Here is a 26,369-nt window from a genome sequence, read left to right on the forward strand (position 1 = left end):
GGCGGACAATCCCTCCTTTGAAAGCCAAGCGGTGAAGGCGTACCCGAAAGTCCGCTTTTCGCTATTATATTGTTTTTAATGATAAATTCAATATATTTTTCAGGTGCGACCCGCCTTGTCACTCATAAATCACCATTACCGCCAGATCGGCGCGGAAGTGAAAACTGCGGCCCGCAATGGCAAAGCAGTGCAGCTCACCGTGCCCGCCGCAGGTTGCTCTATTTGGAAGGCGGTGTGATACTGCTGACAGCGGCCCAGCTCTGCCGGGGCGTGAAAACGGTCTTGGCCAACGGGCTGGGACTGATCGGCGTGAGCGCGCCGGAGAGGATGTAAAAAAACAAAAGGGGGCGCAGGCAGCAGCCCCTTTGAGTGATGCAGCATTTCTGCGCGGCGAACGTTCCGTCCCGCCGCGCGGCAACAAAAAATCATCCTCTCACATACGCATCCGCATCATTGGCCACAATCACGCCGTAGTTGATCGCGCCAAGCCAGCCGCTCATGATGATGCCGACCGAGCCGACATGGAACAGCCCGCCCACTTCCTTGAATAACGTACGGGAGATGTCCAGCCCCTCGAATTTAGTGCCGAAAGAGCTGCCCTTGGTGTGCAGGGTGTAGCGGTGGAAAGTCTTGGGCGTGGCTGTCTCCACAGTGTCGATTTTCTCTCGGATGCCGGGAAGGTAGCGTTCCAAATCAAGCAGACAGCACTCGGCCATCGCCGCCTTGGCCTGCTTGTAGGCCGCTTCGTCAAGGCCCGCCCAGTCGTCGTAGTTGGCGTTCATTGAGGCAACGATCGTGTAATCAGGATGCTCAGGCCGGGTCTTCGGATAATAGACCGAAAATGTGCGGCTTTTGGTGTCCATCCGCCGCATTTCCTCAGAGGAGAAAACCTCAGCGGTGGAGGTGAAAAGCAGGTCGCCGACATCCGGGAAAGACTCGCCCTTGCGGATGCCGAAATAGACTTGGCAGGAAGAGTTGTTCACTGTCACCTTGTCGAAACGGCTGAGGAAATCGCTGCTGAACGCCTCGCGGCCCGCGAGCTGGTCAATGGTGTTGGTGATGCCGGAATTGGAGACCACAGCTTTGGCCGCGATCTCGCGCCCTTTCACCAGCACGCCGCGCACCTTGCCTTTTTCAACCAAAACCCGTTCCGCCTTCGCGCTGGTGCAGATGGTCACGCCGTTGGCTTGCAGATCGTCCGCCATCAGGCCGATCAGCCGGTCGGTGCCACCCTCGAATGTGAACACGCCCTTGCTCATAAAGTTTGAAAAAACAATGCCGTAGGTGATGGCCGGCTCGTTCATGGTCGAGCCGTTGGCGTAGGTGATCGGCTCCATCAGCAGGCGGTGGACATCAGAGCGGCCCGGAAAGAATTTTTCAAACAATTCCCGCGTGGTCATGCTCTGGTCGTCGTAAAAGTTCATCGCCCGTACCGTGTTGAAAAAATCATCCACCACGCTGCGCTCGATTTTGAAATCCTCGTGCAGGATGCGGACAAAATCGTCTTTTGAAAAAGTGGTGGTGAGCGAGAACTGCGGGTTGTCAAAGACGATGTTTTTCAGCTGGACGATGGAGTCTTTGATAGCTTTTGACCAATATTTGCTGCATGTTTTCACCATGCCGTAAGGAAAGCCGTGCAGCGAGACATCAAAAATATGACCGCCGCGCTTGAACCAAGCTGCCAAACCGCCAAGCTGGAAATGCTGCTCCAGCAGCAGCACGCTGTGACCGGCTTTCGCCAAGCGGTTGGCGCAGGTCAGGCCGCCAAGTCCGGAGCCGATGACGATGATATCGTAGCTGTTTGCAACATTCTCAAACGGGGTGAAGATCATGATCAATCCTTTGCGGTGAAAAGAGGCGCAGGCGCGGCGTTATTCCTCTGAGCCGCCGTCCTGTGATTGTATTTTTCGCAGCTCTCTTTGGAAGCAGTCCGGGCAGTAATTGTGCGAGCAGTCCACGTCCCAGCTGTTTTTGAAATAGGATTCAACCTTGGTCCAGGTTTTGTCCTCATCCTGCATCTTGCCGCAGACCGGGCAGATGAAAATCATCCGGTACAGCGCGGCGATTTCGCTGATGTCCTCAATCACCAGCAAGGCGTTGTCTTTCTTTTCAAAAGAAAAGAGCGAGACTGTGACCAGGCCGTACATTTCCCGCCTGCTGCCGTTGCTGCGGAGCAGCTCAATCTTGGCCCGGCGGCGGACAACCCGCTTGCCTGCGAAGGCCAGATTGACGGAATTTCTGATGATGCAGTCTTTGCACGAGGAGGAATGGCCGCAGCCTTCGGGCGTTTCATCAGAATGAATGCAGTGAAGGATGTCTCCGGCCCGCCGCCGCAGGACTGCGTCCCTCCCGGCCATGAGCAGCTCAGCTGCCGCCGCATTATATTCCTGAATCCGCACGTCCTGGTCAACCACAAAAACTAAGGAAGGCAGCGCGTCAAACACCGCCCGGAGCAGAGTGCTTTCATTCAGGGCTTTAGGAAGCATCACAAAGCAAATTGACTTTTTCAAGGCGGCAGACAGGAGGAGCCGCGATGTTCAGTGTACCGCATTCCGGCGGAAAATTCACGCCCTGCGCAGGAAAAACGCCCCTGGCCCGCCGGGCCGCTCTGTATAGCTTGAAAAAGTTTCAAATTCAGTATATTTATACTGCCTTCCTTCCGCCAGCGGCCAAGAGTAACCCTTTCTCGGACAAGATACAAGAAAATATGAAAAACATCCGCAACTTCAGCGTAATCGCCCATATAGACCACGGCAAGTCGACCCTCTCCGACCGCCTGATCCAGCTCTGCGGCTTGGTCACAGCGAGGGAATTCCAAGATCAGCTCCTGGACAACATGGACATAGAGCGGGAGCGCGGCATCACCATCAAAAGCCAGACCATCTGCCTGCCTTACAAGGCCAAGGACGGCCAGCAGTATTATCTCAATCTGGTTGACACTCCCGGCCACGTGGATTTCACCTACGAGGTCTCTCGCGCGCTCGCCGCCTGTGAGGGCGCGCTGCTCTTGGTTGACGCGGCGCAGGGCGTGGAGGCGCAGACCTTGGCCAACCTTTATCTGGCCATGGAGAACGACTTGGAGATCATTCCGGTGATCAACAAGATTGACCTGCCTGCCGCCGAGCCGGAGAAGGTGGCCCATGAGATCAGCCACGACCTCGGCCTGAGCTTGGAGACGGTGCAGCGATGCTCGGCCAAGACCGGCCTGGGCGTGGCTGACATCCTTGAGGCCATTGTCCAGCATCTGCCGCCGCCGCAGGGTGATGCTGCCGCGCCGCTGCAAGCTCTGATCTTTGACGCGAACTATGACGCGTACCGGGGCACGGTCATTTCCGTGCGGATTGTCAACGGCACGGTGCGCCCCGGCGACACCATTCTCTTCATGCACAACAGCACTGAGTACAAGGTGGAGGAGGTGGGCCAGTATCTCCTCGCCCGCACGCCCTGCGCCAGTCTCAGCGCGGGCCAGATCGGCTATCTCATCGCCGGTGTGAAGACGCTCACCGATGCCAAGCCCGGCGACACCGTCACTCTCAAGGCCGCGCCTTGCCTGAAACCGCTGCCCGGCTTCAAAGAGGCGCAGCAGGTCGTCTTCTCCTCCATCTATCCTATCTCCGCCGATGACTACGAGGACTTGGGAGCGGCCTTGGAAAAACTCCAGCTCAACGACGCTTCTCTCACCTTTCAGAAAGATTCCTCCGCCGCGCTGGGCTTCGGCTTCCGCTGCGGCTTCCTTGGCCTGCTGCATCTGGAGGTGGTGCAGGAGCGCATCGAGCGTGAATTCGACCTTTCGATCATCCTCACCGTGCCTTCGGTGCGCTATGAAGTCTATCTGAACAACGGCACGGCGCAGACGCTCGACAATCCTTCTTTTTTTCCTGATCCGAGTTTGATCGAGCACATTGAGGAGCCGTTCATCCGGGCATCCATCCTCATCCCGGAACGCTACATGGGCGCGCTGATGAATCTCTGCATGGAGCGGCGCGGCGAGAACATCACCCATCACTATCCCACGCCTGGGCGGATTGAATTCACCTGCGAGCTGCCGCTGGCTGAAGTGATTTATGACTTTTACGACAAGCTGAAATCTGTCACCCAAGGCTACGGCTCTTTTGACTATCAGCTTATTGACTACCGCACCAGCGATCTCGTCAAACTGGACATTCTTGTCAACGGCGAGCGGGTGGACGCGCTCTCTCAGCTCACCCACCGCCAGCGCGCCCGCGAGCGCGGCCTGAAAGCCTGCGAGAAATTGCAGGAGGAAATCCCAAGGCAGATGTTCAAAATTGCCATTCAGGCGAGCATCGGCGGCAACGTGGTGGCGCGGACGAACATCTCGGCCTTGCGCAAGGATGTCACCGCCAAGTGCTACGGCGGCGACATCAGCCGCAAGCGCAAGCTGCTGGAGAAGCAGAAGGCGGGCAAAAAGCGGATGAAAACTGTGGGCAATGTCGATATTCCGCAGTCGGCGTTTCTGTCGGTGCTGAAGTCGGAGCAGTAAGGCGGAAGGGATCAGGCAGGGGCGGAGACAGCATCCGGGGGCGAAGTTCTTTCGCCCCCGGATGTTTGAGAGCTTACGCCTGCATTGCCGTCCGCAGGTTCTCATCCAGCTTGGCGAGGAATTCCTCGGTGGTCAGCCAGGGCTGCGTTCTGCTGATCAGCAGGGCCAAGTCCTTGGTCATGCAGCCGGATTCCACCGTCTCCACGCAGACCCGCTCCAGCGTCTCGGCAAAGCGCATGACCTCCGGGGTGCCGTCGAATTTCCCCCGGTAATACAGGCCGCGTGTCCAAGCAAAAATGGAGGCAATCGGATTAGTTGACGTTTTATTGCCCTTCTGATGCTCGCGGTAATGGCGGGTGACGGTGCCGTGCGCGGCCTCCGCCTCAATGGTCTGGCCGTCCTCAGTCATCAGCACCGAAGTCATCAGGCCGAGCGAGCCAAAGCCTTGCGCCACAGTGTCGGACTGCACATCGCCGTCATAGTTCTTGCAGGCCCAGACAAAGCCGCCTTCCCACTTCAAAGCCGCCGCCACCATGTCGTCAATCAGGCGATGCTCGTAGCTGATGCCCGCCGCCTCGAAGCGCACCTTGAACTCTTCCTCGTAGACCTGTTGGAAGATGTCCTTGAAGCGGCCATCATACTTCTTCAGGATGGTGTTTTTGGTGGACAAATACACCGGCCAGCCCAGCGTGAGGCCGTAATTCATGCAGGAGCGGGCAAAGCCGCGAATGGACTCGTCGAGGTTGTACATGCCCATGGCGCAGCCGCTGCCGGGGAAATCGAAGACCTTGTATTCAACTGCCGGGCCGCCGTCCGCAGGCTCGAAGCGCATGGTCAGCTTGCCTGCGCTGGGAATGAGGAAATCCGTGGCGCGGTACTGGTCGCCGAAGGCGTGGCGGCCTATGACGATGGGTTTTGTCCAGCCCGGCACCAAGCGCGGGATGTTCGTGCAGATGATCGGCTGACGGAAAACCGTGCCGCCGATGATGTTGCGGATAGTGCCGTTCGGCGACTTCCACATTTCCTTCAGGCTGAACTCCTTGACGCGCGCCTCGTCCGGGGTGATGGTCGCGCACTTCACGCCCACGCCGTGCCGCTTGATCGCATTGGCCGCGTCCACAGTGATCTGGTCGCTGGTCGCGTCGCGCTTCTGGATGGAAAGGTCGTAGTAGTGCAAATCCACATCAAGATACGGCAGGATGAGCTTGTCTTTGATGAACGCCCAGATAATCCTAGTCATCTCGTCGCCGTCAATCTCGACAATGGGATTTTTTACTTGGATTTTTGTCATAGTGCCTCCGAATATAACTGTTTAAATATCAACGATATTACCGACATCAAAAAAATAGCAAATATGAAACATGCTGCTCGTAGTATACCAATTTTTTGGTATTTAACAACGCTATCAATTTTTTCATCCCAATAAGTATAGCCATTTTTTGATAAACTGTAATATTCAAGCAGGTTTGTTATCAAACAAATACAAGGAATTCCACATGCATTCCCGATAATGAAAACTAAAATTGAACGAAATAATGCTTTTGAATAAGATAATTTTTCGTCACAGCTATTTACGACTTGTATGCCAAGCAGGTATTTTCCAAGTGTATATCCAAATACAGACAAAAGAAGTGCTTCTATGGGTAGCATTAGAAAACAAGTCATTATAGATATTGCAATAATATTATTGTAAGTAGTAATGCCGCTAAATATCAAAATGCCGTACAATGAAAAATATCCAATAAAAAAATTATCTAATAATCTTGCAAAGTATCTTCTCCAAGGACGTGGTTTATACTCGTCATAGAATTTTCTTGGTAATGTTTTTGCATTTTTGATTCCGCATGTATTATTTTCGTTAAATATACATATATTACCTTTTTTTTGAAAGAACACTTTTTCTGAATCCCTTAAGAGAAAATAAAAAATTCCGCCAATAATCATGCATACCGAAATTTGTATTGATAGCAATCCCTTATCTACCGTTGCGAATCCATTGGCTGGAGGGCTTAAAATAAATGAATATCCCTCATTTAAATCTCTATCCTCGTAAATAAAATGAAATGGTGGAAACATTACATTTAATAATATTAAAAAACAGACAAGTATCAGGATAATATCCTGAATTTTAATACCACTTCCTGACCTGTTTTCGGATTCATTTAAAAAATTATCTGGTGTTACAAGCGCGTTTTCCTCTGCTATTGCAACACTGTTCTCTTTTTTCTTGAGGGCCGCTTCGTATTTATCATAAATAATACCGCATTGTGGGCATTCATATTCTTTGGCAATTTCATCCTCCTGTCGCACGTAACCACATTTTAGACATTTTTTTCTCATGTTATACTCACCGTATCAAACGGATCATGCCGGGAATGACTCCGGCGGCAGACAAAGCCAGTACCAACGCTGCCGCCACAAAGCACAGTCCGAAGAAGAAAGCCAGCAGCTTGGTGCGGGCTTCCAGCACAGCGAGCAGTTGCGCCAGCCTGTCTTCCAGCGGCGCAGCGGTCATCTTGTTGGAAACTGCCATAATTTTTCATCGTTAAACAGGCTGTTGCGCCGCCCAGCCGCAGGCTTCCAGCACATTTCTAATCACCGCCTTGGCAACTGGAACAGGCAGGCTGTTTCCCGCCTGCTTCCTTGCCTGCGAATAACTGGCAGCGATTATAAACGATTCTGGAAATCCTTGCAGCCGGAACATCTCACGGGGAGTCAGCCGCCGCTCGCCGTTGACCAGCAAATAATTGTAGGAAGCACCAGCCCGCAAGGCGCAGGAATAGGGATACGCGCTGATATTCCCTGATTTATTCTCATGCCAGATCGTCGGTTCCTCCGTTGTTGGACTTCGCTTCGCCCGCCGTTTTTCTTGGATACGCGCCGAAGCAAAATACTCCGCCGGAACATCGCGCTCCAGAATTTCACGCAAAGGCCGCATGGGCATGTTTTCCGCAGGCCACGTGAAGCAGCACGACTGGCGGAAGCCGACAATGAATATCCGCTCCCGCTTTTGCGGCAGGCCGAAATGCAGGGCGTTGAGCACCCGCCAGCTTACGCTGTAGCCCAGCTCATGCAGGATTTCGACGATGGTCGCCAGCGTTTTGCCCTGATTATGGCCGACCAGCAGCTTCACATTTTCAAGCACAAAGGCTGCCGGTTTCTTCTCCGCCAATATTCTGGCGATGTCAAAGAACAACGTTCCCCGCGCATCCTGAAAGCCTTTGCGCTGGCCGATGATGCTGAAAGGCTGGCAGGGAAAGCCTGCCAGCAGCAGGTCGTGCTCCGGGACAGCCGCCGCCGGGATTTGGGTGATGTCGCCCTGCGGCAGCTCGCCGAAATTTGCCTGATACACCTGCTGGCAGTCCCTGTCTATCTCGCTGGAGAAGACGCAGGCAGCTGCAAGACTGGCCTCTTCCGCCGCCGCCTGCATGGCGCAGCGGAAGCCGCCGACTCCGGCAAAAAGATCAATGCAGCGGATCATTGCTGACCCGCCCGCACCCAGAGAAAGGTTTCGCCGCCGATGCTGCGGTGTTCCGCCGCCTCGACGGTGAAACCGGCATGATCCAGCATGGAGCGCAGCGCAGCCGGGCTGCGGTGGCTGTAATAAAGCTGCTGGCCCATGAATTCTTTGCAGCCGTCAAATTCCTCGCTGCCGGTGTAGTCTTTTGTGGCGTAGGTGAAGAGCAGTTTGCCCTGCGGGCGGAGCCAGCGACGGATTTTTACGAACAGCGCGGGCTGGTCGCAGCTTGGCACATGAAAAAGGCTGTAGATGGCCGCGACCGCGTCAAAGCTGGCCGCCGGAAAATCCGCATCGCGCATGTCAGCCTGAATCGTCCGCATTTCCGGGACATACTTTGCCGCCAGCTCCAGCATCCGCTTGGAGAAATCAACTCCGGTCACGCTCCAGCCCCGGTCAGCAAACCAGCGGGAAAACGGCTCACCCGCGCCGCAGCCCAGATCAAGCAGACAGCCCCGCTCCTGCACTAAGCTGCTCCAGAATGAGGCGAAAATCGCGCTCATATCGAAAAGGCCGCGATTGGCTTCGTAGGTTTCGGCAAAGCCGTCGTAGATTCTGTCCAGCGCGCAGCGCGTCATCCGTCCGCCCTCCTTGCGGGCATAATAACCATTTTGCAGTGTTTTTCACAAGGAAATATGCTACTATGCCCGCATCTGCCGGAGAAGTCCCGGCTGAAGCGACCTGTCATCTTCCGCGTCCGCTGCGGCGCGGCAATTATGCGATTGAAGAGGAGTTCATCATGTGCGGAATAGTTGGTTACACAGGCAGCCGGAAGGTGATTCCGGTGCTGCTGGAAGGATTGCGTCGTTTGGAATACCGGGGCTATGACTCTGCTGGACTGGTCTGCCAGCAGGAAGGCAGGCTGGCGCGCTTTCGGGCGGCAGGCAAGCTGATCAACTTGGAAAAGGCTGTGGACGAGCAAATCGGCATGGACGCGCACACTGGCCTTGGTCACACCCGCTGGGCCACGCATGGTGCGCCGACCGAGATCAACGCGCACCCGCACACCGACTGCACCGGCGAGCTGGTGGTGGTGCATAACGGCATCATCGAGAACTACGGCAGCCTCAAGCAGGAGCTGCTGGCTGAGGGGCATGTCTTTTCCTCGCAGACGGACACCGAGGTGCTGGCGCATCTGATTGAGAAGTACTTGGAGAATGATCTGGTCGCAGCAGTGCGCAAGGCTTTGGCGCGGGTGGAAGGCTCCTACGCGCTGGGCGTGATTTGGGCCAAGGAGCCAGGCCGCTTGGTGGCCGCCCGCAACCAAAGCCCGCTGGTCATGGGCCTGAGCGACGATGCCTGCCATATCGCCTCGGATATCCCGGCCTTGCTGCCCTACACCCGCAAGGTGATCTTCCTTGATGATCACGAGCTGGCCATCCTCGACAAAGGCAGCTACTCGGTCATCAGCATTGAGAGCGGCAAGCAGATCGAGAAGCAAGTCCGCACCATTGACTGGAACGCGGCCATGGCTGAGAAGGGCGGCTATCGGCACTTCATGCTCAAGGAGATCTTCGAGCAGCCGCAGGCCATCCTCAACACCATCAGCGGCAGGATAGACCCGGAGAGCGGCAGCGTCAACCTGCCAGAGATCGGCCTCAGCGACGAGGACTTGCGCAAGGTCGAGCGCATTGCTTTAGTCGCCTGCGGCACTTCTTGGCACGCGGCCTTGGTGGCCAAATACTGGCTGGAGCAGTGGGCAGGCGTGCCGGTGGACGTGGATATTGCCTCAGAGTTCCGCTACCGCCGCCTCTTGCTCAACGAGCGCGTCCTGACCGTAGCCATCTCCCAATCTGGTGAGACCGCTGACACCTTGGCTGGCACCCGCCGCGCCACCTCGCTTGGCTCCAAGGTGCTGACTATCTGCAACGTAGTTGGCTCGACCATGACCCGCGAGGCAGACGGTATCATCTACACCCACGCCGGGCCGGAAATCGGTGTGGCCTCAACCAAAGCCTTCACCTGCCAGCTCTCGGCCCTCTTTCTGCTGACGCTGCATCTGGCGCAGGTGCGCGGCACGGCCTCACCAGAGCAGCTCAAGGAGCTGGGAGCAGCCCTGATCAGCCTGCCGCCGGTGATCAACGCCGTGCTGCCTGCGGTGCAGCAGCAGATTCAGGCTCTGGTGGAGCAGTATTATGATGTGCGGGACTTCCTCTTTGTCGGGCGCGGCCTCAACTTCCCCATTGCCTTGGAAGGTGCGCTGAAGCTGAAGGAGATCTCTTACATCCACGCTGAGGGCTACGCCGCAGGCGAGCTGAAGCACGGCCCGATTGCTCTGATTGACAAGGACATGCCGGTGCTGGCCATTGTGCCGCAGGACGGAGTCTATCAGAAGAGCATCTCTAATGTCGAGGAGATCAGGGCGCGGCAAGGCCGCCTGCTCCTGATCGGCACGGAAGGCGACACGCACCTTGCCGCGCTGACTGACGATGTGCTCTACCTGCCCAAGGTGCATGAGGAGCTGAATCCGCTCCTCTACACTATCCCGGCCCAACTGCTGGCCTACGAAATCGCCTGCCGCCGTGGCTGCGATGTGGATCAGCCGCGCAATTTGGCTAAGAGCGTGACGGTGGAGTAAAGCTGGTAAGATGCTGTCCTGCTGCTGCTCAAACATCGCGGCCTTTTCACCGCCTGCGCCAGTGCTGCCCCGACCACCAGCAGTCCCGCTGAAATAGATCAAGGCTGCCGGTGACTTGGGCAGGGAAAAGCGAGAACGCCCTGAATCCGGTGAGGGATGTAAGGGCGGTTCGCGAACCGTCCCTTACGGATTCAGGCTACTCGCACTCCTTGGCGTGATCTATGGTGAACTCATCCGAGACATCATAAACATACGGATATTCCAGCGAGGTGACGCGGATGTAGGCGTGATGGGTGTCGATGGTGTGGAAATCGCACATGTCCTCCCAATGCTTCTTGCCGTCGTTGGTGGTGTTGTCGTCAATCAGCAGCCACGTTGCGCCGCCGTCGAGCGAGTATTCCACCTTCACATGGCCTTTCTCCGGGAAATCAAAGTAATCCCAGCGGACATCGTGATCCGTCTCGTCGCTCCGCCAGTCGTCGTCATGGGTAGGATTAGTGATGACAATGCTCGGCGAGCCAGCCGGAACCGGCTGCACTTCAAACGTCATCTCCGAGCAGTTGTTGTTCTCATCCGATTCAGGAACACTGCCATGATAATCAGCGCAGGCTCTGGCGGTGTAAGTTCCCGGTGTGCTGGGAATATGCGCCCCGTGTTCGTCCGTGATCTCCTCCCACTGCGCTGCGCCGGGATACAGCTGATCAGCATCTGAGCCGTCATCAGCGACCTGCTGCCATTGATCATTGGTTCCCGGCCCTTTGATAGCATAGCTGCTGCGGATATTGCTGCTTGGTGTTGCATTGCCGATGTTCCTGATTGCCATAGTCAGGCCATACAGCTCGCCTGCAATCAGGCTGGTGCGGCCATGCGTGAGCTGCAAGCCTTCGGTGATCAGGTCAGGCATGGGCGGCGGAGCAATATAGACCGGCAGCTCGTCCGTGCAGTTGTTGCTTTCGTCCGTCTCCGGCACGGCCTGCGTGTAGTCAGCACAAGCGCGGAACACATAATCACCGCCAACCATTGGCGCGCTCACTTCCTGTTCGCTGCTCATGCTTTCGAGATGAGTGGCGTTGGGATAGAGGCTGCTGGCCCGCGAGGTGTCCTCGCCGATCTTCTGCCATGCGCCGCCAGTGCCCGGCCCTTTGATTTCGTAGCTGGTGCTGAAGCCGTTCCAAGGCTGCTCGGTGCCGATGTTGGAGACCTCGACTTGCAGGCCGTATTTCTCGCCAGCCTGAAGCGAGCTTCTGCCGCCGGTCAGAGCGAGGTTGCGGGCGAGCAGGTCAACGTTGCGGGGCGGGCCGTAGTCCACGTAGAACACCGCTTCGGTTGAGCAGTTGTTGGATTTGTGCTTTTCCTTCACGTCGCCGTCGCCGTTGTTCTCGTCTTTTGGGCGGTCAGCGCAGACCACGAAGTTGTATGTCCGTCCCGGCATGATTGTGCCGTCGTTGGCCCAGTCTTGCAGCTTGAATTCGATCTTCTCGTGCTTGGGGTCTTTCTTGACTTTGAGGTTTTCCTTCCTGATGCTCTGCCGGGAGATGCGCACCCATTCGGAATGACTGTCTTCCTTGCTGCCTTTGGAGAGATAGAACGGCACCTTGATCTTGTCCGCGCTGCCTTCCCAGTCCGCATCGCCGATGTTGTCTATGTAGTCATGGACGTAGGCGGTCTCGTTGATCTTCCATGTGTACTTCTCATGATTGCCGTCTTTGTTGCCCATTGTCACCTTGCTGGTGATGAAGTCGGGCAGCTTGCCGGAGGCGGGTTGTTCGGTGGGATCGGGTGGTGTAGCTTTGCCAGAATTATCATCACCGGTATGATTTCCAAGACATGTATTGTCATCGTTACAGTTTTCTTGCAAACTTGAAGAAATTAATATACCGTCTTTCCTCTCCGCATAGAAAACTCTTTTTTCCTTATACTCAAACTCTTCTGGTACGCTGAAAATCCTATAATCGTGATTTCTTTTTGGATCCCATATTCTAAAGTCAATATTGAAAATAGGAACACAAATCTGTTCAGGATTTGGATACAAAATAAAAGGTTCTTTTGTAGTCCAGCACCCAAGTGGCTGAACTATATCTATCGGAGAAGGACCAGATTTATAGCTATCTATCGGAGAAGTACCAAAATCATAACTATCTCTAAAATATGTTGCTCCACTATCAATTGTTATCTTTGCCTTTTCATTTTCTATAAATTCAACATTTCCTCTAACTATTAATCTCATGGCAGCTCTTCCAAAAGCAGCCATAAATTCATTTATCAAATAAGTATCAGGATAGTTGCCAATAGTTTTTTCTCCTGTCCAGTGCATACTTGCTTGTTCTTCTCCTCCGGTAGCCCAATTATGTTTCTTTGTAGAAAAAATTTGTTTCTTTTCAAGTTCTATAAAATCGAAATCAAAATTTTCTCCACGCTCAATCTTTTGATGGTAATCATTATCTTCAGAATCTCTGTTTAATTCGTATAAAATATTCTTCTCTGCTTTATCAAGAAAATCTAACGTTTTCATTTCACTTATAGCTTGATTCACAGTTGTTGAAAATATAGATAATTCTTCTGAAAGCTCTCTTGGCACCCTTATATCAAGCACATAATTTTCACCATGATTAATTTCTCCAAACCATGTCTCCATAAATCCTGCTGCATATTGCCATCCTTTCTTTTTCATAAGACATGGAATTTTTCTAACATCAATCATTCCGTCGCAAGGATAAATAGGATCAATCCTGTGAGAGAATGCTTCGACAGAAGTAAAGCATATGCCAGTTGCAACTAATATTGAAATAATATGTCGTTTCATGATGTTCTTCCTCATTTGTTCATTAGTACGTAGTACGTAGCCCATCAATTTATATCAGCTTCCGCGTGGGCAAACGATAAAACCGTTTGCCCTCCCTCCCCGTAAAGACAGCGCACAGCCTATGGCAAACGCCCCCGCCTTTATTCTCCCGCCAGCGCAAGCATCCGCTGAATCAGCCTTTCACTGAACCGAATCCCAGTGCCCGTCAAGCCAAGCCGCTCATCTGCCTGCCAGCAAACTGAAACGCAGCAGTCACCGGCAGCTCGAACAACTCACTTCGCAACAGCCTTGAGGAAAAGAACAGCACCTCCAAATTCTCAATTTCGTTGCTCTGCGGATTCAGCCGCGCCACAACATCATCCCCAAGCTCCTCTGATTCCTGCCCAGCATACGGCGGGCATTTGTCAATATGGAGGATGTCAGCCTCGCGGTCATATTTGAAGGTCAGCTTCTCTGCCATTCCAGTTCTCCTTCGGCTAATTTTCTGGCAACATAGGCGGTTATGATCCAGTGCCGTCCAGCTGCGCTTTCGCTCACAACTACCACAACCACATGCTTGCCGTTGCGAAAATCAGCATACCAGCGGGAGAACAATTTTGCACTGCCAAAACGAGCACTGCGGCGGACTTGATCAGGAACGGCCAGCGTTTCTTCAATCAAGCTGCGGTGCTCCGGCAAAAGCTCAGGATGCCGTTCCGCAATATGACCTGCCCGCTCTTCGGTCAGTTCCACATTGCCGTCAAGATAGTTGCAGGGAAATAACATCTCGTCTTGTTGTTTTCATCGCGTTGAAAGTGTGCGTCGGCTGCGTGACTGTTGCTGGCAGGAATCATCATGCTGGATGTTTTCTCGCGACCCTTCAGCATCAGGCCGCACTTTTTTTCTGCACCAGCTTTCCTGCCGCTGCACTGCGCCTTCTGCCCTTGGCCGACGATTTCGCCTTCTCTTTCTTATACGCAGGAGAACATGCCTCAATCTTCAGCATCGCCTTGCGGTCGTACACTTTTTCGCCGCAATCAGGGCATTCGTAGAACGTCACCGCCGGAACAACATATTCCTGCCCTTCATGCCGCCGCACCACATCGCGCACTGCCCGCTCAATCCTGCCGCTTCCGCATGAAGGACACACCGTGATCTGTAATTCGCCGCTCATAATCAGACCGCTTTCTTGGATGAAATGAGAAAATAATACCTGTCCGCGCCTGCCTCTTGCACCAGCTTTCCTTTGCTGTAAATTATCACGCCTTCCAAGTTGGTGCTCTGAATGATGTGCAAATATTCTCTGCCCGCCGGACGCAACGGGCTGGTTGAGCGGATGGTTTTGTAGATCGCCACGGCATTGACAATGGATTCCGCAACATCCAGCTCGGTCAATCCGTCGGCCTCCAGCTCAATGCTGGCCTTTTCACTGAAAGCATAATGGCCTGCCAAAATTGCCCGTTTGATGCGGATCAGCGTGTCATTCATGATGACGCACGTTTTTTCTCCAGCCGCTTTGGCCCCGGATTCAAATACTCCCTTCCAGAAGCCTGCTCCTTCTTCCGCAGCGCAGCCGCAATCCGTTGTAAATCATTGCCATGCTGCGCCGCATGTTCTTTGCGGAACCGTCTGATTTCCTCAACAATCGGATCATTCATCATCTGCTCCTCCCAGTTCTTCCGGTGAGCAGAATTGCGGACAGGCACAGCCGCATGATTGCTGTTTTCCTTCAAACTTCATTGCTGTTTGTCAGCAATTCAGCAGTTTACCCTGTGCGCCCAGAAAAGCAAGACGGTTCTTCCGTTTGTCCTTCACTCTGTCCCGTCATCCTTCGCCTTTGGCCTGCTCCGCTCGCTCACTCTCGTTCCGCCGACCATGTTGTATTCCGAAGAGTCCGCGCCGAAAATCCCCTTGACCACGGCCCGCGACTGCACGATGTAATCGCTCGCCGCCTCGGCCTTGTCCCGCTTGAGATTGACCAACCGCGTCCGGTCGGCATTGACTGCGTCCAGCTCGCTGATCACCGCTTCCAGCTCAGCAATCCTCGCCTCCATCCCTGCCGCCGAAATCTCAGGCGGCAGCCCCGCGCCTATCGCCGCCAAGGCCTGCTTCACCTCGTTCGCTTCCTGAAGCAGCTTGGGAATGCTGTTCGTCAGCATAATCGCATCCTCCTGATTCCTTTCATCCGCATCCCGTCAGAAAGAATCGGCAGGCGCAAGTTTTCCTGCGCCCTCTGGATTCTTTCCTGCGGGCCTCCGATTTTCTCCTGCAAGCCCGCGATTTCTTGCTTCCAGCCCCTGCGATTAAAAATCAGCGGCCCGATGCTTTGCCGCAAGCCCTTGCGACAAAACATCAGCCGCATGATTTCTTCCTGCAACCGCCTGTGGCAAAGACATAGGCTGCTGCATCGCCGCGCAAGCTGAGTATTTTCTTCTTATGCAAAGGACATGCCAGTTTTCTCTTGAAAAAGAAAAATGCGCGGCAACATTGCATTCAGCCGTTTGTTTATTTTTCTGCTGCAAATGGGAATTATTCTTTATTCAGGTAGAGCTGGATACTTTTTGCCCAATCAGATGTGCGATGTGGGTAATTTTTACTCAGTAGCGGAGGGCGCAGAGGACAAAAAAAGGGCGGCATTGCATCGCCGCCCCCAAAAATTTTCAGCAGCAGGGCGCGGTCGCCGCGCCCTGCTTTGCTCACTGCGCCGCCCGCTCCTCGGCCCATCGCGGCCTCTTCACTGCCTGCGCCAGCACAGAGCCGACCACCAGCAGGCCTGCCGAGATGTAAAAGGCATAGTCCAAGCTGCCAGTGAGGTCTTTGATCATCCCGCCCAGCTTGGCCATGAAAAAGCCGAGGCCCCAGCCGATGAAAACCAGCCCGTAGTTGGCGCCGAGGTTCTTTGAGCCGTAGAAGTCGCCGGTGAAGAGCGGCATCAGTGCCAGACCGCCGCCGTACTGCCAATAGGCGTTGCCGATGACAATGAAGAGGAGCAGAATGTTCTGTGTCTTCATCGCATAAGGCACCAGCAGCAGGCAGACTGCTGAGACCATGCAGTTCATGGTGTAGGTGTTGGCCCGGCCTATCTTGTCGGAATAGAAGCCAGTGCCCACCCGGCCCAAGGCGTTGACTAAGCCGCCATAAGCGACGATCAGCCAGGCGTTGTCAGCGAAGAAGGCGATCTGCGAGCCTGCGGTCTTCAGCAGGCCGGCGGCGTTGGCGATGATCAGCATTCCCGACTGCGTGGTGAGGATGAACATGAAGGCCAGAGCATAGAACTGCCAGGTGCGCAGCATCTCGCGGGCGCGCCAGTCGTGCGTGGTCGCCGCGCCTGCCACCTTGGCGGTGCGGGCGCATTTGGGCGCGGGCGGCACATAGGAGCCGTCAGGATAGATCTCGTTCGGGGTCTTCAGGAGCTGCCCGGCAATGACCACAACCGTGGCGAAGAAGATGCCGAGAAAGATGAAGCTCTTGGAGATGCCGTAGCTGCCGATCAGATATTCGGCCAGCGGGCTGATGTAGAGCGCCGCGCCGCCGTAACCGCCCACCACCAAGCCCGCGATCAGGCCGCGCCGGTGCGGGCCGAACCACTTCAGGGCCGCCGGAGTCGGCGCGGCGTAGCCGATGCCCATGCCCATGCCGCCGAGAATGCCAAAGCCGATGATCAGGCCGGTGTAGCTCTGCATCAGCCCGGCAACAATGCAGCCTGCCGCCAAGAGCAGCCCGCCCAAAGTAGCACCGAAGCGGGGACTGATCTTATCTTGAATCCGCCCACCGGGGATCATCAGCAGGGCGAACATGATCATGCAGATGGAAAAGGGAGTGGCTGCCTGGGTGTTGCTCAGGTAGCGCCAGCCCTCATTCAGCCCGCTCATCGGCTCGCCCGCCTTGCCGTGGGTCAGGGCCGCTGACCACATGCTCCAAGCATAGAGTATGCCCAGACACAGGTTGACCGCCATGCCCGCAAAGGTGGTGATCCACGCCTGTCTCGGCTCTTTCGCGCATTGCTCCGCCATTCTTCTCCTCTCTTTTTTTTGGGTGTGAGACGCAGTTCCGCCAGCGCGGCAAATTTTGGCCGTACTGTAGCACAAAACAAGAGGCAGAGGGAAATATTTTCCCGGACAGGTGTCGGCTGCGGGCGCAGGCGGCGACAGCCCGGCCTTGACAAGACATCTTGCATAAGGGTGCCTCGAAAAATACCGATTTTGCCGAAGTAATCATCGGATAATCAGGTAGTTACAACGAACAGCTGCCCAAAATACCAATTTTTCGAGGCACCCTTTTTTCAAGCCTGAAGGATTCAGGGCAATAATTATAATTTGTTGCAAAAAAACAAGTCCTTCTGTGTTCAGCAGGACTTATGCGGCATTCAGCATCATTTCCATTACGCCCATAAAAAATATTGACAACAGGCATGAGGGAACCTTGAAAAATTGGTATGTTAGGCAGTTTTTGTGTTGTAACTACCTAATTATTCGATGACGCTTTCGGCAAAATCGGTATTTTTCGAGGTACCCAAAAGAGCTTGCTTCAGTGACAAAAATTGTCACTGAAGCAGCAGGCGGCGCCCTGCTTTGTCACCGCTGCGGGGAAAGCGGCTCATAAAACTGGACTGCCGGGAATCATGCTCATGGCATCAGGCTGCTGCGGGCTGAACAAGAGAAGCAAAAGGCTTGACAGATTCCAGCTTTCATGTCAATCTCCCCTGACAGCAAGCCTTCCTCTTTTTCACCCAACTCCTTGTCACTCAAGGGAGGATTTCATGAGACGACTTAAAATTCTCTGCGCTGTTCTCCTCATTATGCTCTTCAGTTCAGCCGCCCGCGCAGTGCAGTATGTGGACGCGCCGCCGCTGGCCAAGGTCATCAGTGCTGCGGTCGAGGAGGTCAAGCCTGCTGAGCATGTCCGGGTGCCGCTGATCACGTGGGGCGGCGATGAGGCGACCATCTTCGCCAACGGCAACGCCGCCCGAACCGCGCCGGACAGCATCTTCGGCAAGAAGGGCCTGAAACTGAATCTGGCGCGCGAGGATGACTTCAAGAAGCAGATCGAGGCATACCTGAAGGGCGACACGCCCTATCTGCGCGGCACTATGGGCATGGTGAGCATGGCCTCTGAGGTGCTTGGGCGTGACCCGCGCACCGCGCCGGTGGTCATCTACCAGCTCACTTGGTCGAACGGCGGCGACTGCCTCGCGGTCAAGCCGGGGATCAAGACCGTCAAGGATCTCAAGGGCAAGACCGTGGCCCTGCAAGCCTACGGCCCGCATGTTGACTATCTCGCCAAGGTGCTGGCCGACGCAGGGCTGTCCATGAGCGACGTGACTGTCAAGTGGGTCAAAGATCTGACCGGCACAGCGGAGACCCCGGCTGATGCCTTCCGTGAGGACGGCATTGACGCGGCGATGATGATCATCCCAGACGGCATGGCCCTGACCTCTGGCGGCGCGGTGGGCACAGGCGCGGAAGGCTCGGTTAAAGGCGCGGAGATCCTGCTTTCGACCAAGACCGCCAACCGGGTTATCGCCGATGTTTATGCGGTGCGGAGCGATTATTTCAAAAGCCGCCGCGCCGAGGTGGAGAAGTTCGTCAACGGCCTGATGCAAGGCGAGGAGCGGCTGGCCGAGCTGCTCAAGAACAAGACTGGCCGGATGAAGGACTACACCGAGACGGTCAAGGCTTCGGCGCAGCTGCTGTTCGACAGTCCTGCCGCGACCGCCGACGCGGAGTCGCTGCGGGCGGACTGCGAGTTCGTCGGTTTCGCCGGCAACGTCAAGTTCTTCACTGATCCTAATTATCCGCGCAATTTCCTCAACCTCCGCGAGCAGACCCAGAACGCCTTTGTCAAGCTCGGCCTGCTCGGCAGGAAATCGCCTTTGGCTGCGGCTGAGTTCAACTACGACGCGCTCAAGGAGGGCCTGAGCAACGTGGCTGGCGTGGCGGTTCCAAAGTTTGATTCCGCTAAGGTCGCAGGCGTGATCCAGCGCAAGCAGCAGCAGGACCGCCTGGCCGAGGGCGAGCTGTTCTCCTTCGAGGTCTTTTTCCAGCCCAACCAGAACCAGTTCTCGGCTGACCTTTACGCCGACGCATTCAATAAGGTCATTGAGCTGGCCTCGACCTACGGCGGCGCGGTGATCACTGTGGAGGGCCACTCAGACCCGATGGGCTGGCTGCAAGCGAAGAAGAAGCAGGAAACGGAAATGGCTTTGGGGCAGATCAAGCAGGCGGCTAAGAATCTCAGCCTCTCGCGGGCCAACGCGGTGCGCGAAAGCATTGTGACCTTTGCCGCCGCCAAGGGCGTGATCTTGGACGAAAGCCAGTTCGCAGTGATTGGCCACGGCATTGCCAAGCCGAGAAGTGGCATGTGCGGCGACGATCCCTGCCCGCCTAAGACCGAGCAGGCATGGCGCGACAACATGCGGGTGGAATTCCGCATCCTTCAGCTCGAAGCCGAAACATCGGTCTTCAAGCCGCTGTGAGAGGGAGACGGACGATGAACGCATTGAAAATCATGCCGCTCCTGCTTGCCGCTGCGGCCCTGAGCTGTCTGCTGCCCGGCTGCGAAGACCGTCCGGCGCAGCATGGAAGCAGCTCTGCGCCCCAGAGCCGTCCGGCAACGCAAGCCGCTCCTCAGCAGGCATCCGCAGGAGCCGCCGTCGCCAAACCAGCTGCCGCGCCGTGGCCGCCCGCGCCTGCCGGAGACATGGTGCTGGCCCCGAATCTGTTGGCAGCCAATTATTATGTGGTATTAGATGGCAGCGGCTCCATGACCGACAGTCAGTGCTCCGGCGGAACCAGCAAGATGGAGGCGGCCAAGAACGCTCTCAAGGAATTCGCGGCCAGCGTGCCTGCCGAGGCGAATCTCGGCCTGCTCGCCTTCACGGAGAGCAGAATCCGCGAGCTGGTGCCCTTGGGCGGCGGCAATCGCAAGCAGTTTGCCGAAGCAGTCACCTCGGTCACTGCCTCCGGCGAGACTCCGCTGCGCAGCGCGATCACCTCCGGCTATGCGAAGCTGGAGGCACAGGCAATGCGGCAGCTCGGCTATGGCCGTTACATCCTCGTGGTCGTCACCGATGGCGAGGCCAGCATGAGCGAGGATCCAAGGGCGCAGGTGAGCTGGATGCTGGCCAGCACCCCGGTGGAGCTGCACACTATCGGCTTCTGCATCGGCCAGAATCACAGCCTCAACATGCCGGGCCGCACCATGTACAAGGCGGCAGACAATCCTGCCGCTCTGCGCCAGGGCTTGGTCGATGTGCTGGCCGAGGCCGAAACCTTTGACACAGCCACCTTTGAAGCGCAATGAAGGCCAGACTGATCGGCGCACTGCTCCTGATGCTCCTGGGGCTTGCGGTCACTTACGGAATCTGGCTGCTGCTGCCGTGGATTCTTGACCGCAAGCAGCAGGAGACCAGCGACGCGGCGGATTTGCAAGGCAAGATCCGCGTCGCGGCGGACAGCTGGATCGGCTATTTCCCTCTCCGCTCGCCGGAGATGAAGGCAGCCCTGCGCCAGGCGGGCTGGCTGCTGGCTTGGGAGGACGACAAGGCCGATTATCCGGGCCGGATGGAGCGGCTGCAAAAGGGCGAGCTGGATTTTGCAGCCGCCACGGTCGATTCCTACCTGCTCAACGGCGGGCGTTTCAGCTATCCCGGCATCATCATCGCTGTGCTGGATGAGTCCAAAGGCGGCGACGCAATCCTTGCCCGTCAGGAGCGGGTGGCCAGCCTTGACGACCTCAAAGGCAAGATCGGCGTGAAAGTGGCCTTCACCCCGGCCAGTCCGAGCGAGCATTTAGCCAAAGCGGCTGCGGATCATTTCAATGCGCCGGAGCTGCATCCGCCCCAAGGCCCGCTGCGGCTGGCGGTGAACGGCTCTGAGCAGGCCAAGGCCGCCCTGCTTGCCGGCAAGACCGATGTTGCCGTGCTCTGGGAGCCGGATGTCAGCAGGGCACTCCAGCAGCAAGGCATAGTCAAGCTGCTCGGCACCGAGGACACGCAGCGGCTGATTGTGGACATCCTGCTGGTCCGCCGTGAGTTCGCGCAGAAGAATCCCCAGCTCGTCAAGCTCCTTCTCTCCTCCTATTTCAAAACGCTGCGCAAATACCGTCAGGACGAGGCCCTGTTGGTGCGTCATGTCCGCGAGGAAACCGGACTGAAGGAAGATGAGGTCCGTTCGATGCTTAAGGGCGTGAGCTGGGCCTCGCTCTCCGACAACGGCGAGCAGTGGTTCGGCCTGAACGGCGGCGAGGAAGGACTGATCGCGGCTGTCGAGTCAGCGGCGGACATACTTGTCAACGCGGGAGATTTCCCTTCCAGCCCAGTGCCGGACGGCAATCCCTACCGGCTCACCAACCGGGCTTTCATCGAAGAGCTGCTCGCCTCTGAAACAGCAGGCTTCACTGGCGGCAAAACAGCGCAGACTGGCGCGGCGGCCTTTCCGCCTTTGGATGCGGCAGGCTGGGCCGCGCTCAAAGAGGTTGGCACGCTGAAGCTTGATCCAGTCATTTTCCAGCAGGGAACAGCGGAATTGGACATCCTCGGCAAGCAGACCGTTGATGCGGCGGCGGAGCGCCTCCGCCATTATCCACGATTCCGCATCCTCATCAAGGGCCACACCGGCCTGCGCGGGGATATGGATGAGAACCTGCGCCTCTCCTTGGACCGGGCGGATGCGGTGAGCCGCTACCTTCAGATCACCCACAGCACTGATCCCAACCGCCTGCGGCCGCTGGGCTTGGGTGCAACCAAGCCGCTCGCGCAGCTGCCCGGCGAGCCGCTGCGGGCCTATGAGTACCGCCTGCCAAGGGTTGAGCTGGTGCTGGCAAGAGAGGATATGTGAGTGGAGCACGATCTTCCGCCCAATCTCCAAGACTACAGCCAAGGCGCGCTGCGTCGGCAGGTGCTGCGGCAGGGGCTAACCCACTGGCTCACGCTCTATCCGCCCGCGCTTGGCCTGCCGCTGGGATTCGCCGCCTATCTCTTCAACACGCCGCTGCTGTATCTGGCGGCCCTCGGCGGCATTGCTCTTGGCATGGGCAGTGCGATCATCAATATTTTCTTCCGGGGCGATGCCCTGTCCTCCCGTTATCTGCAAGAATTGGCCGGCCAGCTCCGGGAGCAGGAGCAACAGGCTTTGGAGGAGCTGCGCCGCGAGCTGGAGCAGACGCGGGCGGTTTCCGGCGCAGAGGATCATGCCGGGCAGGCTGTTGAGCAGCTCGACCAGCTGCGGGCCAAGCTGGACAACCTGAGCCGCCTGCTGACGGAGAAATTCCAGCAGGGCGAGCTGTCCTACGGGCGCTTTCTCGGCGCGGCGGAGCAGGTGCAGATGGGCGGCTTTGACAATCTCCGGCAGATCGTCTCGCTGCTGAAGAGCGTCGGCGGCATCGACCTTGATTATCTTGAAAAACGCCTCAGGCAGATCGACAAACTGGCCGATCTTGCGGAAGCAGACCGCAAGGAGCGTGAGACACTGCTCCGGCGGCAGCAGCTGCGCATAAGCCAGCTTGAGCAGGTCAACGAGCTGCTTGCAGCCAATGAGGAGGCGATGACCGCAATTCAGGAGACAGCGGCGGCAGTGGCCGCCATGTCCACAAACAGCCCCTTGGCCAAAGGGGATTTGGAAACCGCCATAGCCCAGTTGCAGCAGGTGGCGGCCCGCGCAAAGCATTACTAAATTCAGGAGGAAGCCCATGTTGGAAGCAAGAGAGGAGAACGCGCTGGTCAAAGTGGATGAGCGGCAGTTGAGCGCGGAGCTTGGGCTGGTTGATCCGGCTCGTCTGGAGGTCGCGACAGTCGACCCGGAGCTGGAGAAGATGGCGGCGGAGTTCGCGGACAGAATTCTGCATTGCAACCCGGAGGACGCGGGCCAGCTCGAAGTGCGCCAGCAGCATGTTGCGGCCATTGATAATCTCGGTTCCAAGGCGCAGAAGGACTCTGCCCTGCGCAGCGCGATGCTGCGCGAGCCGATCCGCAAGCTGGCGCAGAAGGGCGAGGACGGCGGCGAAGTGGCGAACGCCTTGGTCAACCTGAATCTGAAGGTGGACGAGCTGGACCCGGAGAAATTCAACCTCAATCCTGGCTGGTTCGCCCGTCTCTTAGGCATGATTCCCGGTGTGGGCACGCCGCTGAAACGCTACTTCCTCCAGTTTGAGAGCGCGCAGACCGTCTTGGACGCAATTTTCCGCTCGCTGCAAACCGGCGCGGACACCCTCAAGCGCGACAACATCACCCTGACTGACGATCAGAAGCAGCTTCGCCTTGCCACGCACAAGCTGCGCAAGGCTATTGAGCTGGGCATGATGGTGGACAAGAAGCTGAGTCTGGTTGCGGAGCAGGAGATTCCTTCTGACGACCCGCGCAACGGCTTCATCAAGGAGGAGCTGCTCTTTCCGCTCCGGCAGCGGCTGATGGACTTGCAGCAGCAGTTAGCTGTCAACCAGCAGGCGGTGCTGGCCATTGAGATCATCATCCGCAACAACAAAGAGCTGATCCGTGGCGTGAGCCGGGCGGTCAATGTGACGGTCAACGCCCTCAATGTGGCTGTGACCGTAGCCCTTGCCTTGGCCAATCAGCGCATTGTCCTGAAGAAGATCGAGGCGGTCAATGAGACGACCAACAAGCTGATCGGCGACACGGCGCGGCGGCTGAAGGATCAGGGCACGGCAATCCACAAGCAGGCCTCAACCAGCCAGTTGGACATTCAGGTGCTCAAGCAGGCTTTCGCGGACATCCACGCCGCCTTGGACGACATCGCCCGCTTCCGTCAGGAGGCCCTGCCGCAGATGGCCAAAACCGTGCTGGAGATGGACCGCCTCACCAACGAAACCGACGACGCGATCAAAAAGATGGAGCGCGGCAATCAGGCCAGCCCGGCCATGTATTTGGACATAGACTGAGGAGGAAAATGATGAGAAAAGGAATCACGTTGCTGGCTGCGCTTGTTGTTTCCGTCTTGCTTGCCGGGCAAGCCGTTGCGGGCGGAACGCACCGCATCGCCTGGTCGCACTACACCGGCTGGGAGCCGTGGGCCTACATTCAGGAGTCCGGCATCATGGACAAATGGGCCAAGAAATATGGCTTGGACAAGGTCGAGATCGTTTTGGTCAATGATTACGTCGAAAGCATCAACATGTACACCGCAGGGCAGTTTGACGGCTGCGTGATGACCAACATGGACGCTCTGACCATCCCGGCAGTGGGCGGCGTGGATTCCACGGCCCTGATTGTCGGCGATTTTTCCAATGGCAACGACGGCATCGTGGCCATGAACGCCAGTTCAGTGAAAGATTTGGCGGGCCGCAAAATGCGCATTGTCCAGCTTTCGGTCTCGCATTATCTGCTGACCCGCGCCTTGGACATGAACGGCATGAAGGAGAAGGAACTGACCTTGGTCAACACCAGCGACGCGGACATTGCCCCGCTTTTTGTCTCAGAAGCAGCCAAAGATCCGAAGGCGGCGGTGACGACATGGAATCCGCTGCTGATGCAGGTGCGCAATGTCAAGGGCGCGAATTTAGTCTTTGACTCCTCGCAGATTCCCGGCGAGATCATTGACTGTCTGGTGGTGAAAAGCGACGCGCCGGATGCGCTGAAAAAAGCCCTTGCTGGCGCATGGTATGAGGCGATGGCGCAGATGAGCAATCCGGCGGCGGGCAAGGAGGCACTTGAGGTGATGGCGAAATCCGCAGGCGGCACCGCTGCTGAATTCAAGGCCCAGCTCAAGACCACCAAAATATTCTACAATCCGGCTGAGGCAGCCGCTTTTGTTGCTGGCGAGCAGGTGAAAAAGACGATGGATTATGTCCGCAGCTTCAGCTTTGATCACGGCCTGTATGGCGAGGGCGCGGCGAGCAAGGATTTAGTCGGCATCGCTTTCCCGGACGGCTCGGTCATGGGTGACAAGGGCAACGTCAAGCTCCGCTTCGACAAAACCTACATGCAGATGGCGGCGGACGGAACGCTGTGAGTTCCAGCAGGGTGCGTTTTGCACCCTGCTGCTTGACGCTGATTACAATAGACCTCTTGCATAAGTCCTGTTAAACTGATCTTACTGCAAGATTGCAGCCGGCAGCGATAAGATTGAACCTGAGGCTGAACCTTCGTATTCTGTTGCGGTATTTTTCCTGAAGAATACTGGATATTTTCTGAATATATGCTCAACCTTTATCCGCTTTTTTGAGAGTTTTCTGTTCTCAGCTTTTTCCTCTTCACTCAGGCGGCAGTTCTTTTTTTCTTGAACGGCGTTTTGCTGTTTTTGTGAATTTTTGCAATTCCCTGATATCCGGCATCGGCAAGAATCAGGACATGCGGCTGCAAAGCGGCTCAGCTTTCCTTGAACAGCTTGAAATCATGGGTTCTTCCGCCGCGAAAATCAGAAGAAAGAATTTCTCCTGTCTCAAAATCAGCGGTTATCTGAACTTTATGCGTGAAGCATTTTTTCTTTCCGAATTGCCGCAGCTCTTTTTTTTGGACGCTCGACAGGCTGCTCAGAGGCGTCAATCAGAACAGTTCTTAAATCTGATGGGCATAATATGTTATTTTTTCAAAAAAGATGAAATATTTCTGATTTTATCAGAACGTATTCAATTTTTTTATCGTTCTGCATACAGCTGATTCGATACGAAACTCCAATATGAAATTCAGTCCGGCACTCACGCCAATACATCAAAGTCATAAGGGTTCCTCGAAAAATACCGCATTCATTTTGCTGTTTTCTGGCTGTTGTTATTTATTTTAATATTGAAAATTCAGCCTTTTGTGTTATAATTTCGGCATAAATTCAAACTATGCCGCCGGAGATGCGAACATGAACCAGCTCGGATTTTTCGATTTTGACATTCGTCTTTCCAGAATCGCCAAAGCAGGTGATCCTTTAGTCAAGCTCAACGAGGCTGTTGATTGGGAAATATTTCGCCCAGCTCTCGAAGAGGCAAAGAAAAAACCTGTGAAGTCAAATGCAGGAGCAAAAGGTTATGATTCAGTCATGATGTTCAA

The 26,369-nt window shown here is 55.9% G+C and carries 27 protein-coding genes and 2 pseudogenes; 12 read left to right on the top strand and 17 right to left on the bottom strand.

Features of this window, described 5'->3' with window-relative positions; all coding sequences use genetic code 11:
• Window positions 1-115: 115 nt before the first annotated feature.
• On the top strand, window positions 116-238 hold the full coding sequence (locus ACNKH3_RS04635) for a hypothetical protein (protein ID WP_420208406.1): 123 nt from the start codon (window positions 116-118) through the stop codon (window positions 236-238).
• On the top strand, window positions 235-333 hold the full coding sequence (locus ACNKH3_RS04640) for a DALR anticodon-binding domain-containing protein (protein ID WP_420208407.1): 99 nt from the start codon (window positions 235-237) through the stop codon (window positions 331-333). The genes ACNKH3_RS04635 and ACNKH3_RS04640 overlap by 4 nt, the downstream gene beginning before the upstream one ends.
• A 92-nt stretch (window positions 334-425) precedes the next feature.
• On the opposite strand, the gene ACNKH3_RS04645 is transcribed toward ACNKH3_RS04640, so the two are convergent.
• Together ACNKH3_RS04645 and ACNKH3_RS04650 are read right to left on the bottom strand one after the other, a co-directional pair.
• A complete protein-coding gene (locus tag ACNKH3_RS04645; protein WP_420208408.1) occupies window positions 426-1,832 on the bottom strand; it encodes a phytoene desaturase family protein in 1,407 nt (468 codons plus the stop codon).
• A 39-nt stretch (window positions 1,833-1,871) separates the two neighbouring features.
• The gene (locus ACNKH3_RS04650; RefSeq protein ID WP_417916826.1) at window positions 1,872-2,486 is read right to left on the bottom strand and encodes a PAS domain-containing protein; all 615 of its coding nucleotides are present in this window, start codon (window positions 2,484-2,486) and stop codon (window positions 1,872-1,874) included.
• Between the two features lie 221 nt (window positions 2,487-2,707).
• Here ACNKH3_RS04650 and lepA point away from each other — a divergent pair, with 221 nt between their 5' ends.
• Entirely contained in the window at window positions 2,708-4,501 is a 1,794-nt protein-coding gene (lepA, locus tag ACNKH3_RS04655; protein WP_420208409.1) for a translation elongation factor 4, read from the top strand.
• Window positions 4,502-4,574: 73 nt separating this feature from the next.
• Here lepA and ACNKH3_RS04660 read toward each other — a convergent pair whose 3' ends face one another.
• The 5 genes from ACNKH3_RS04660 to ACNKH3_RS04680 are packed head-to-tail and all read right to left on the bottom strand — an operon-like array spanning window position 4,575 to window position 8,596.
• On the bottom strand, window positions 4,575-5,792 hold the full coding sequence (locus ACNKH3_RS04660) for an NADP-dependent isocitrate dehydrogenase (protein ID WP_420208410.1): 1,218 nt from the start codon (window positions 5,790-5,792) through the stop codon (window positions 4,575-4,577).
• Window positions 5,789-6,841, bottom strand: coding sequence for an RDD family protein (locus ACNKH3_RS04665; RefSeq protein WP_420208411.1), 1,053 nt, complete (start codon window positions 6,839-6,841; stop codon window positions 5,789-5,791). Before ACNKH3_RS04665 ends, ACNKH3_RS04660 begins: the two co-directional genes overlap by 4 nt.
• Before the next feature lie 7 nt (window positions 6,842-6,848).
• Window positions 6,849-7,034, bottom strand: coding sequence for a hypothetical protein (locus ACNKH3_RS04670; RefSeq protein ID WP_420208412.1), 186 nt, complete (start codon window positions 7,032-7,034; stop codon window positions 6,849-6,851).
• Between the two features lie 12 nt (window positions 7,035-7,046).
• Window positions 7,047-7,982, bottom strand: coding sequence for a DNA (cytosine-5-)-methyltransferase (dcm, locus tag ACNKH3_RS04675; protein ID WP_420208413.1), 936 nt, complete (start codon window positions 7,980-7,982; stop codon window positions 7,047-7,049).
• The gene (locus tag ACNKH3_RS04680; RefSeq protein ID WP_420208414.1) at window positions 7,979-8,596 is read right to left on the bottom strand and encodes a class I SAM-dependent methyltransferase; all 618 of its coding nucleotides are present in this window, start codon (window positions 8,594-8,596) and stop codon (window positions 7,979-7,981) included. The genes dcm and ACNKH3_RS04680 overlap by 4 nt, the downstream gene beginning before the upstream one ends.
• A 161-nt stretch (window positions 8,597-8,757) precedes the next feature.
• Here ACNKH3_RS04680 and glmS point away from each other — a divergent pair, with 161 nt between their 5' ends.
• The gene (glmS, locus tag ACNKH3_RS04685; RefSeq protein WP_420208415.1) at window positions 8,758-10,596 is read left to right on the top strand and encodes a glutamine--fructose-6-phosphate transaminase (isomerizing); all 1,839 of its coding nucleotides are present in this window, start codon (window positions 8,758-8,760) and stop codon (window positions 10,594-10,596) included.
• A 196-nt stretch (window positions 10,597-10,792) separates the two neighbouring features.
• Here the strand turns inward: glmS and ACNKH3_RS04690 are convergent, their stop codons facing one another.
• From ACNKH3_RS04690 to ACNKH3_RS04735, 10 genes and pseudogenes are all read right to left on the bottom strand, one after another.
• On the bottom strand, window positions 10,793-12,313 hold the full coding sequence (locus ACNKH3_RS04690; protein ID WP_420208431.1) for a CARDB domain-containing protein: 1,521 nt from the start codon (window positions 12,311-12,313) through the stop codon (window positions 10,793-10,795).
• Window positions 12,314-12,514: 201 nt separating this feature from the next.
• Window positions 12,515-13,444, bottom strand: a pseudogene (locus ACNKH3_RS04695) (DUF6402 family protein); the annotation flags it as partial.
• Between the two features lie 160 nt (window positions 13,445-13,604).
• A complete protein-coding gene (locus ACNKH3_RS04700; RefSeq protein WP_420208416.1) occupies window positions 13,605-13,859 on the bottom strand; it encodes a DUF2283 domain-containing protein in 255 nt (84 codons plus the stop codon).
• Window positions 13,844-14,131, bottom strand: a complete 288-nt coding sequence (locus ACNKH3_RS04705) for a hypothetical protein (protein WP_420208417.1) — start codon at window positions 14,129-14,131, stop codon at window positions 13,844-13,846. Before ACNKH3_RS04705 ends, ACNKH3_RS04700 begins: the two co-directional genes overlap by 16 nt.
• Before the next feature lie 133 nt (window positions 14,132-14,264).
• Entirely contained in the window at window positions 14,265-14,552 is a 288-nt protein-coding gene (locus tag ACNKH3_RS04710) for a YgiT-type zinc finger protein (protein ID WP_420208418.1), read from the bottom strand.
• A 2-nt stretch (window positions 14,553-14,554) separates the two neighbouring features.
• Window positions 14,555-14,866: a hypothetical protein gene (locus tag ACNKH3_RS04715; protein WP_420208419.1), complete on the bottom strand. Its 312-nt coding sequence runs from the start codon at window positions 14,864-14,866 to the stop codon at window positions 14,555-14,557.
• A 323-nt stretch (window positions 14,867-15,189) separates the two neighbouring features.
• Window positions 15,190-15,537 (bottom strand): hypothetical protein, encoded by a 348-nt coding sequence (locus tag ACNKH3_RS04720; protein ID WP_420208420.1) that lies wholly within the window; start codon window positions 15,535-15,537, stop codon window positions 15,190-15,192.
• A complete protein-coding gene (locus ACNKH3_RS04725) occupies window positions 15,531-15,755 on the bottom strand; it encodes a hypothetical protein (protein ID WP_420208421.1) in 225 nt (74 codons plus the stop codon). Before ACNKH3_RS04725 ends, ACNKH3_RS04720 begins: the two co-directional genes overlap by 7 nt.
• Before the next feature lie 152 nt (window positions 15,756-15,907).
• Window positions 15,908-16,078 (bottom strand): hypothetical protein, encoded by a 171-nt coding sequence (locus ACNKH3_RS04730; RefSeq protein ID WP_420208422.1) that lies wholly within the window; start codon window positions 16,076-16,078, stop codon window positions 15,908-15,910.
• On the bottom strand, window positions 16,075-17,391 hold the full coding sequence (locus tag ACNKH3_RS04735; RefSeq protein ID WP_420208423.1) for an OFA family MFS transporter: 1,317 nt from the start codon (window positions 17,389-17,391) through the stop codon (window positions 16,075-16,077). Before ACNKH3_RS04735 ends, ACNKH3_RS04730 begins: the two co-directional genes overlap by 4 nt.
• Window positions 17,392-18,137: 746 nt before the next feature.
• Between ACNKH3_RS04735 and ACNKH3_RS04740 the strand changes: the two genes are divergently transcribed.
• The 8 genes and pseudogenes from ACNKH3_RS04740 to ACNKH3_RS04775 all read left to right on the top strand — a co-directional run.
• Complete coding sequence (locus ACNKH3_RS04740; RefSeq protein WP_420208424.1) at window positions 18,138-19,853, top strand: ABC transporter substrate-binding protein; 1,716 nt, start codon at window positions 18,138-18,140, stop codon at window positions 19,851-19,853.
• 14 nt (window positions 19,854-19,867) lie between these two features.
• A complete protein-coding gene (locus ACNKH3_RS04745; RefSeq protein ID WP_420208425.1) occupies window positions 19,868-20,680 on the top strand; it encodes a vWA domain-containing protein in 813 nt (270 codons plus the stop codon).
• Window positions 20,677-22,215 (top strand): phosphate ABC transporter substrate-binding/OmpA family protein, encoded by a 1,539-nt coding sequence (locus ACNKH3_RS04750; RefSeq protein WP_420208426.1) that lies wholly within the window; start codon window positions 20,677-20,679, stop codon window positions 22,213-22,215. Before ACNKH3_RS04745 ends, ACNKH3_RS04750 begins: the two co-directional genes overlap by 4 nt.
• The gene (locus ACNKH3_RS04755) at window positions 22,216-23,049 is read left to right on the top strand and encodes a hypothetical protein (RefSeq protein WP_420208427.1); all 834 of its coding nucleotides are present in this window, start codon (window positions 22,216-22,218) and stop codon (window positions 23,047-23,049) included.
• Window positions 23,050-23,065: 16 nt separating this feature from the next.
• Entirely contained in the window at window positions 23,066-24,271 is a 1,206-nt protein-coding gene (locus tag ACNKH3_RS04760; protein WP_420208428.1) for a toxic anion resistance protein, read from the top strand.
• A gap of 8 nt (window positions 24,272-24,279) precedes the next feature.
• The gene (locus ACNKH3_RS04765; RefSeq protein ID WP_420208429.1) at window positions 24,280-25,341 is read left to right on the top strand and encodes a putative urea ABC transporter substrate-binding protein; all 1,062 of its coding nucleotides are present in this window, start codon (window positions 24,280-24,282) and stop codon (window positions 25,339-25,341) included.
• Window positions 25,342-25,550: 209 nt separating this feature from the next.
• On the top strand, window positions 25,551-25,988 hold the full coding sequence (locus tag ACNKH3_RS04770; RefSeq protein WP_420208430.1) for a hypothetical protein: 438 nt from the start codon (window positions 25,551-25,553) through the stop codon (window positions 25,986-25,988).
• A 193-nt stretch (window positions 25,989-26,181) separates the two neighbouring features.
• Window positions 26,182-26,369, top strand: a pseudogene (locus ACNKH3_RS04775) (IS5/IS1182 family transposase); the annotation flags it as partial.

Source organism: Candidatus Electronema sp. JC (assembly GCF_048287365.2).
Taxonomy (GTDB): domain Bacteria; phylum Desulfobacterota; class Desulfobulbia; order Desulfobulbales; family Desulfobulbaceae; genus Electronema.

What these genes read in the sequence shown, in the direction of transcription:
- ACNKH3_RS04645 (WP_420208408.1), bottom strand. Translation starts at nt 1,832, where the DNA reads ATGATCTTCACCCCGTTTGAGAATGTTGCAAACAGCTACGATATCATC.
- ACNKH3_RS04650 (WP_417916826.1), bottom strand. Translation starts at nt 2,486, where the DNA reads ATGCTTCCTAAAGCCCTGAATGAAAGCACTCTGCTCCGGGCGGTGTTT.
- lepA (WP_420208409.1), top strand. Translation starts at nt 2,708, where the DNA reads ATGAAAAACATCCGCAACTTCAGCGTAATCGCCCATATAGACCACGGC.
- ACNKH3_RS04660 (WP_420208410.1), bottom strand. Translation starts at nt 5,792, where the DNA reads ATGACAAAAATCCAAGTAAAAAATCCCATTGTCGAGATTGACGGCGAC.
- ACNKH3_RS04665 (WP_420208411.1), bottom strand. Translation starts at nt 6,841, where the DNA reads ATGAGAAAAAAATGTCTAAAATGTGGTTACGTGCGACAGGAGGATGAA.
- ACNKH3_RS04670 (WP_420208412.1), bottom strand. Translation starts at nt 7,034, where the DNA reads ATGGCAGTTTCCAACAAGATGACCGCTGCGCCGCTGGAAGACAGGCTG.
- dcm (WP_420208413.1), bottom strand. Translation starts at nt 7,982, where the DNA reads ATGATCCGCTGCATTGATCTTTTTGCCGGAGTCGGCGGCTTCCGCTGC.
- ACNKH3_RS04680 (WP_420208414.1), bottom strand. Translation starts at nt 8,596, where the DNA reads ATGACGCGCTGCGCGCTGGACAGAATCTACGACGGCTTTGCCGAAACC.
- glmS (WP_420208415.1), top strand. Translation starts at nt 8,758, where the DNA reads ATGTGCGGAATAGTTGGTTACACAGGCAGCCGGAAGGTGATTCCGGTG.
- ACNKH3_RS04690 (WP_420208431.1), bottom strand. Translation starts at nt 12,313, where the DNA reads ATGGGCAACAAAGACGGCAATCATGAGAAGTACACATGGAAGATCAAC.
- ACNKH3_RS04700 (WP_420208416.1), bottom strand. Translation starts at nt 13,859, where the DNA reads ATGGCAGAGAAGCTGACCTTCAAATATGACCGCGAGGCTGACATCCTC.
- ACNKH3_RS04710 (WP_420208418.1), bottom strand. Translation starts at nt 14,552, where the DNA reads ATGAGCGGCGAATTACAGATCACGGTGTGTCCTTCATGCGGAAGCGGC.
- ACNKH3_RS04715 (WP_420208419.1), bottom strand. Translation starts at nt 14,866, where the DNA reads ATGAATGACACGCTGATCCGCATCAAACGGGCAATTTTGGCAGGCCAT.
- ACNKH3_RS04720 (WP_420208420.1), bottom strand. Translation starts at nt 15,537, where the DNA reads ATGCTGACGAACAGCATTCCCAAGCTGCTTCAGGAAGCGAACGAGGTG.
- ACNKH3_RS04735 (WP_420208423.1), bottom strand. Translation starts at nt 17,391, where the DNA reads ATGGCGGAGCAATGCGCGAAAGAGCCGAGACAGGCGTGGATCACCACC.
- ACNKH3_RS04740 (WP_420208424.1), top strand. Translation starts at nt 18,138, where the DNA reads ATGAGACGACTTAAAATTCTCTGCGCTGTTCTCCTCATTATGCTCTTC.
- ACNKH3_RS04745 (WP_420208425.1), top strand. Translation starts at nt 19,868, where the DNA reads ATGAACGCATTGAAAATCATGCCGCTCCTGCTTGCCGCTGCGGCCCTG.
- ACNKH3_RS04750 (WP_420208426.1), top strand. Translation starts at nt 20,677, where the DNA reads ATGAAGGCCAGACTGATCGGCGCACTGCTCCTGATGCTCCTGGGGCTT.
- ACNKH3_RS04760 (WP_420208428.1), top strand. Translation starts at nt 23,066, where the DNA reads ATGTTGGAAGCAAGAGAGGAGAACGCGCTGGTCAAAGTGGATGAGCGG.
- ACNKH3_RS04765 (WP_420208429.1), top strand. Translation starts at nt 24,280, where the DNA reads ATGATGAGAAAAGGAATCACGTTGCTGGCTGCGCTTGTTGTTTCCGTC.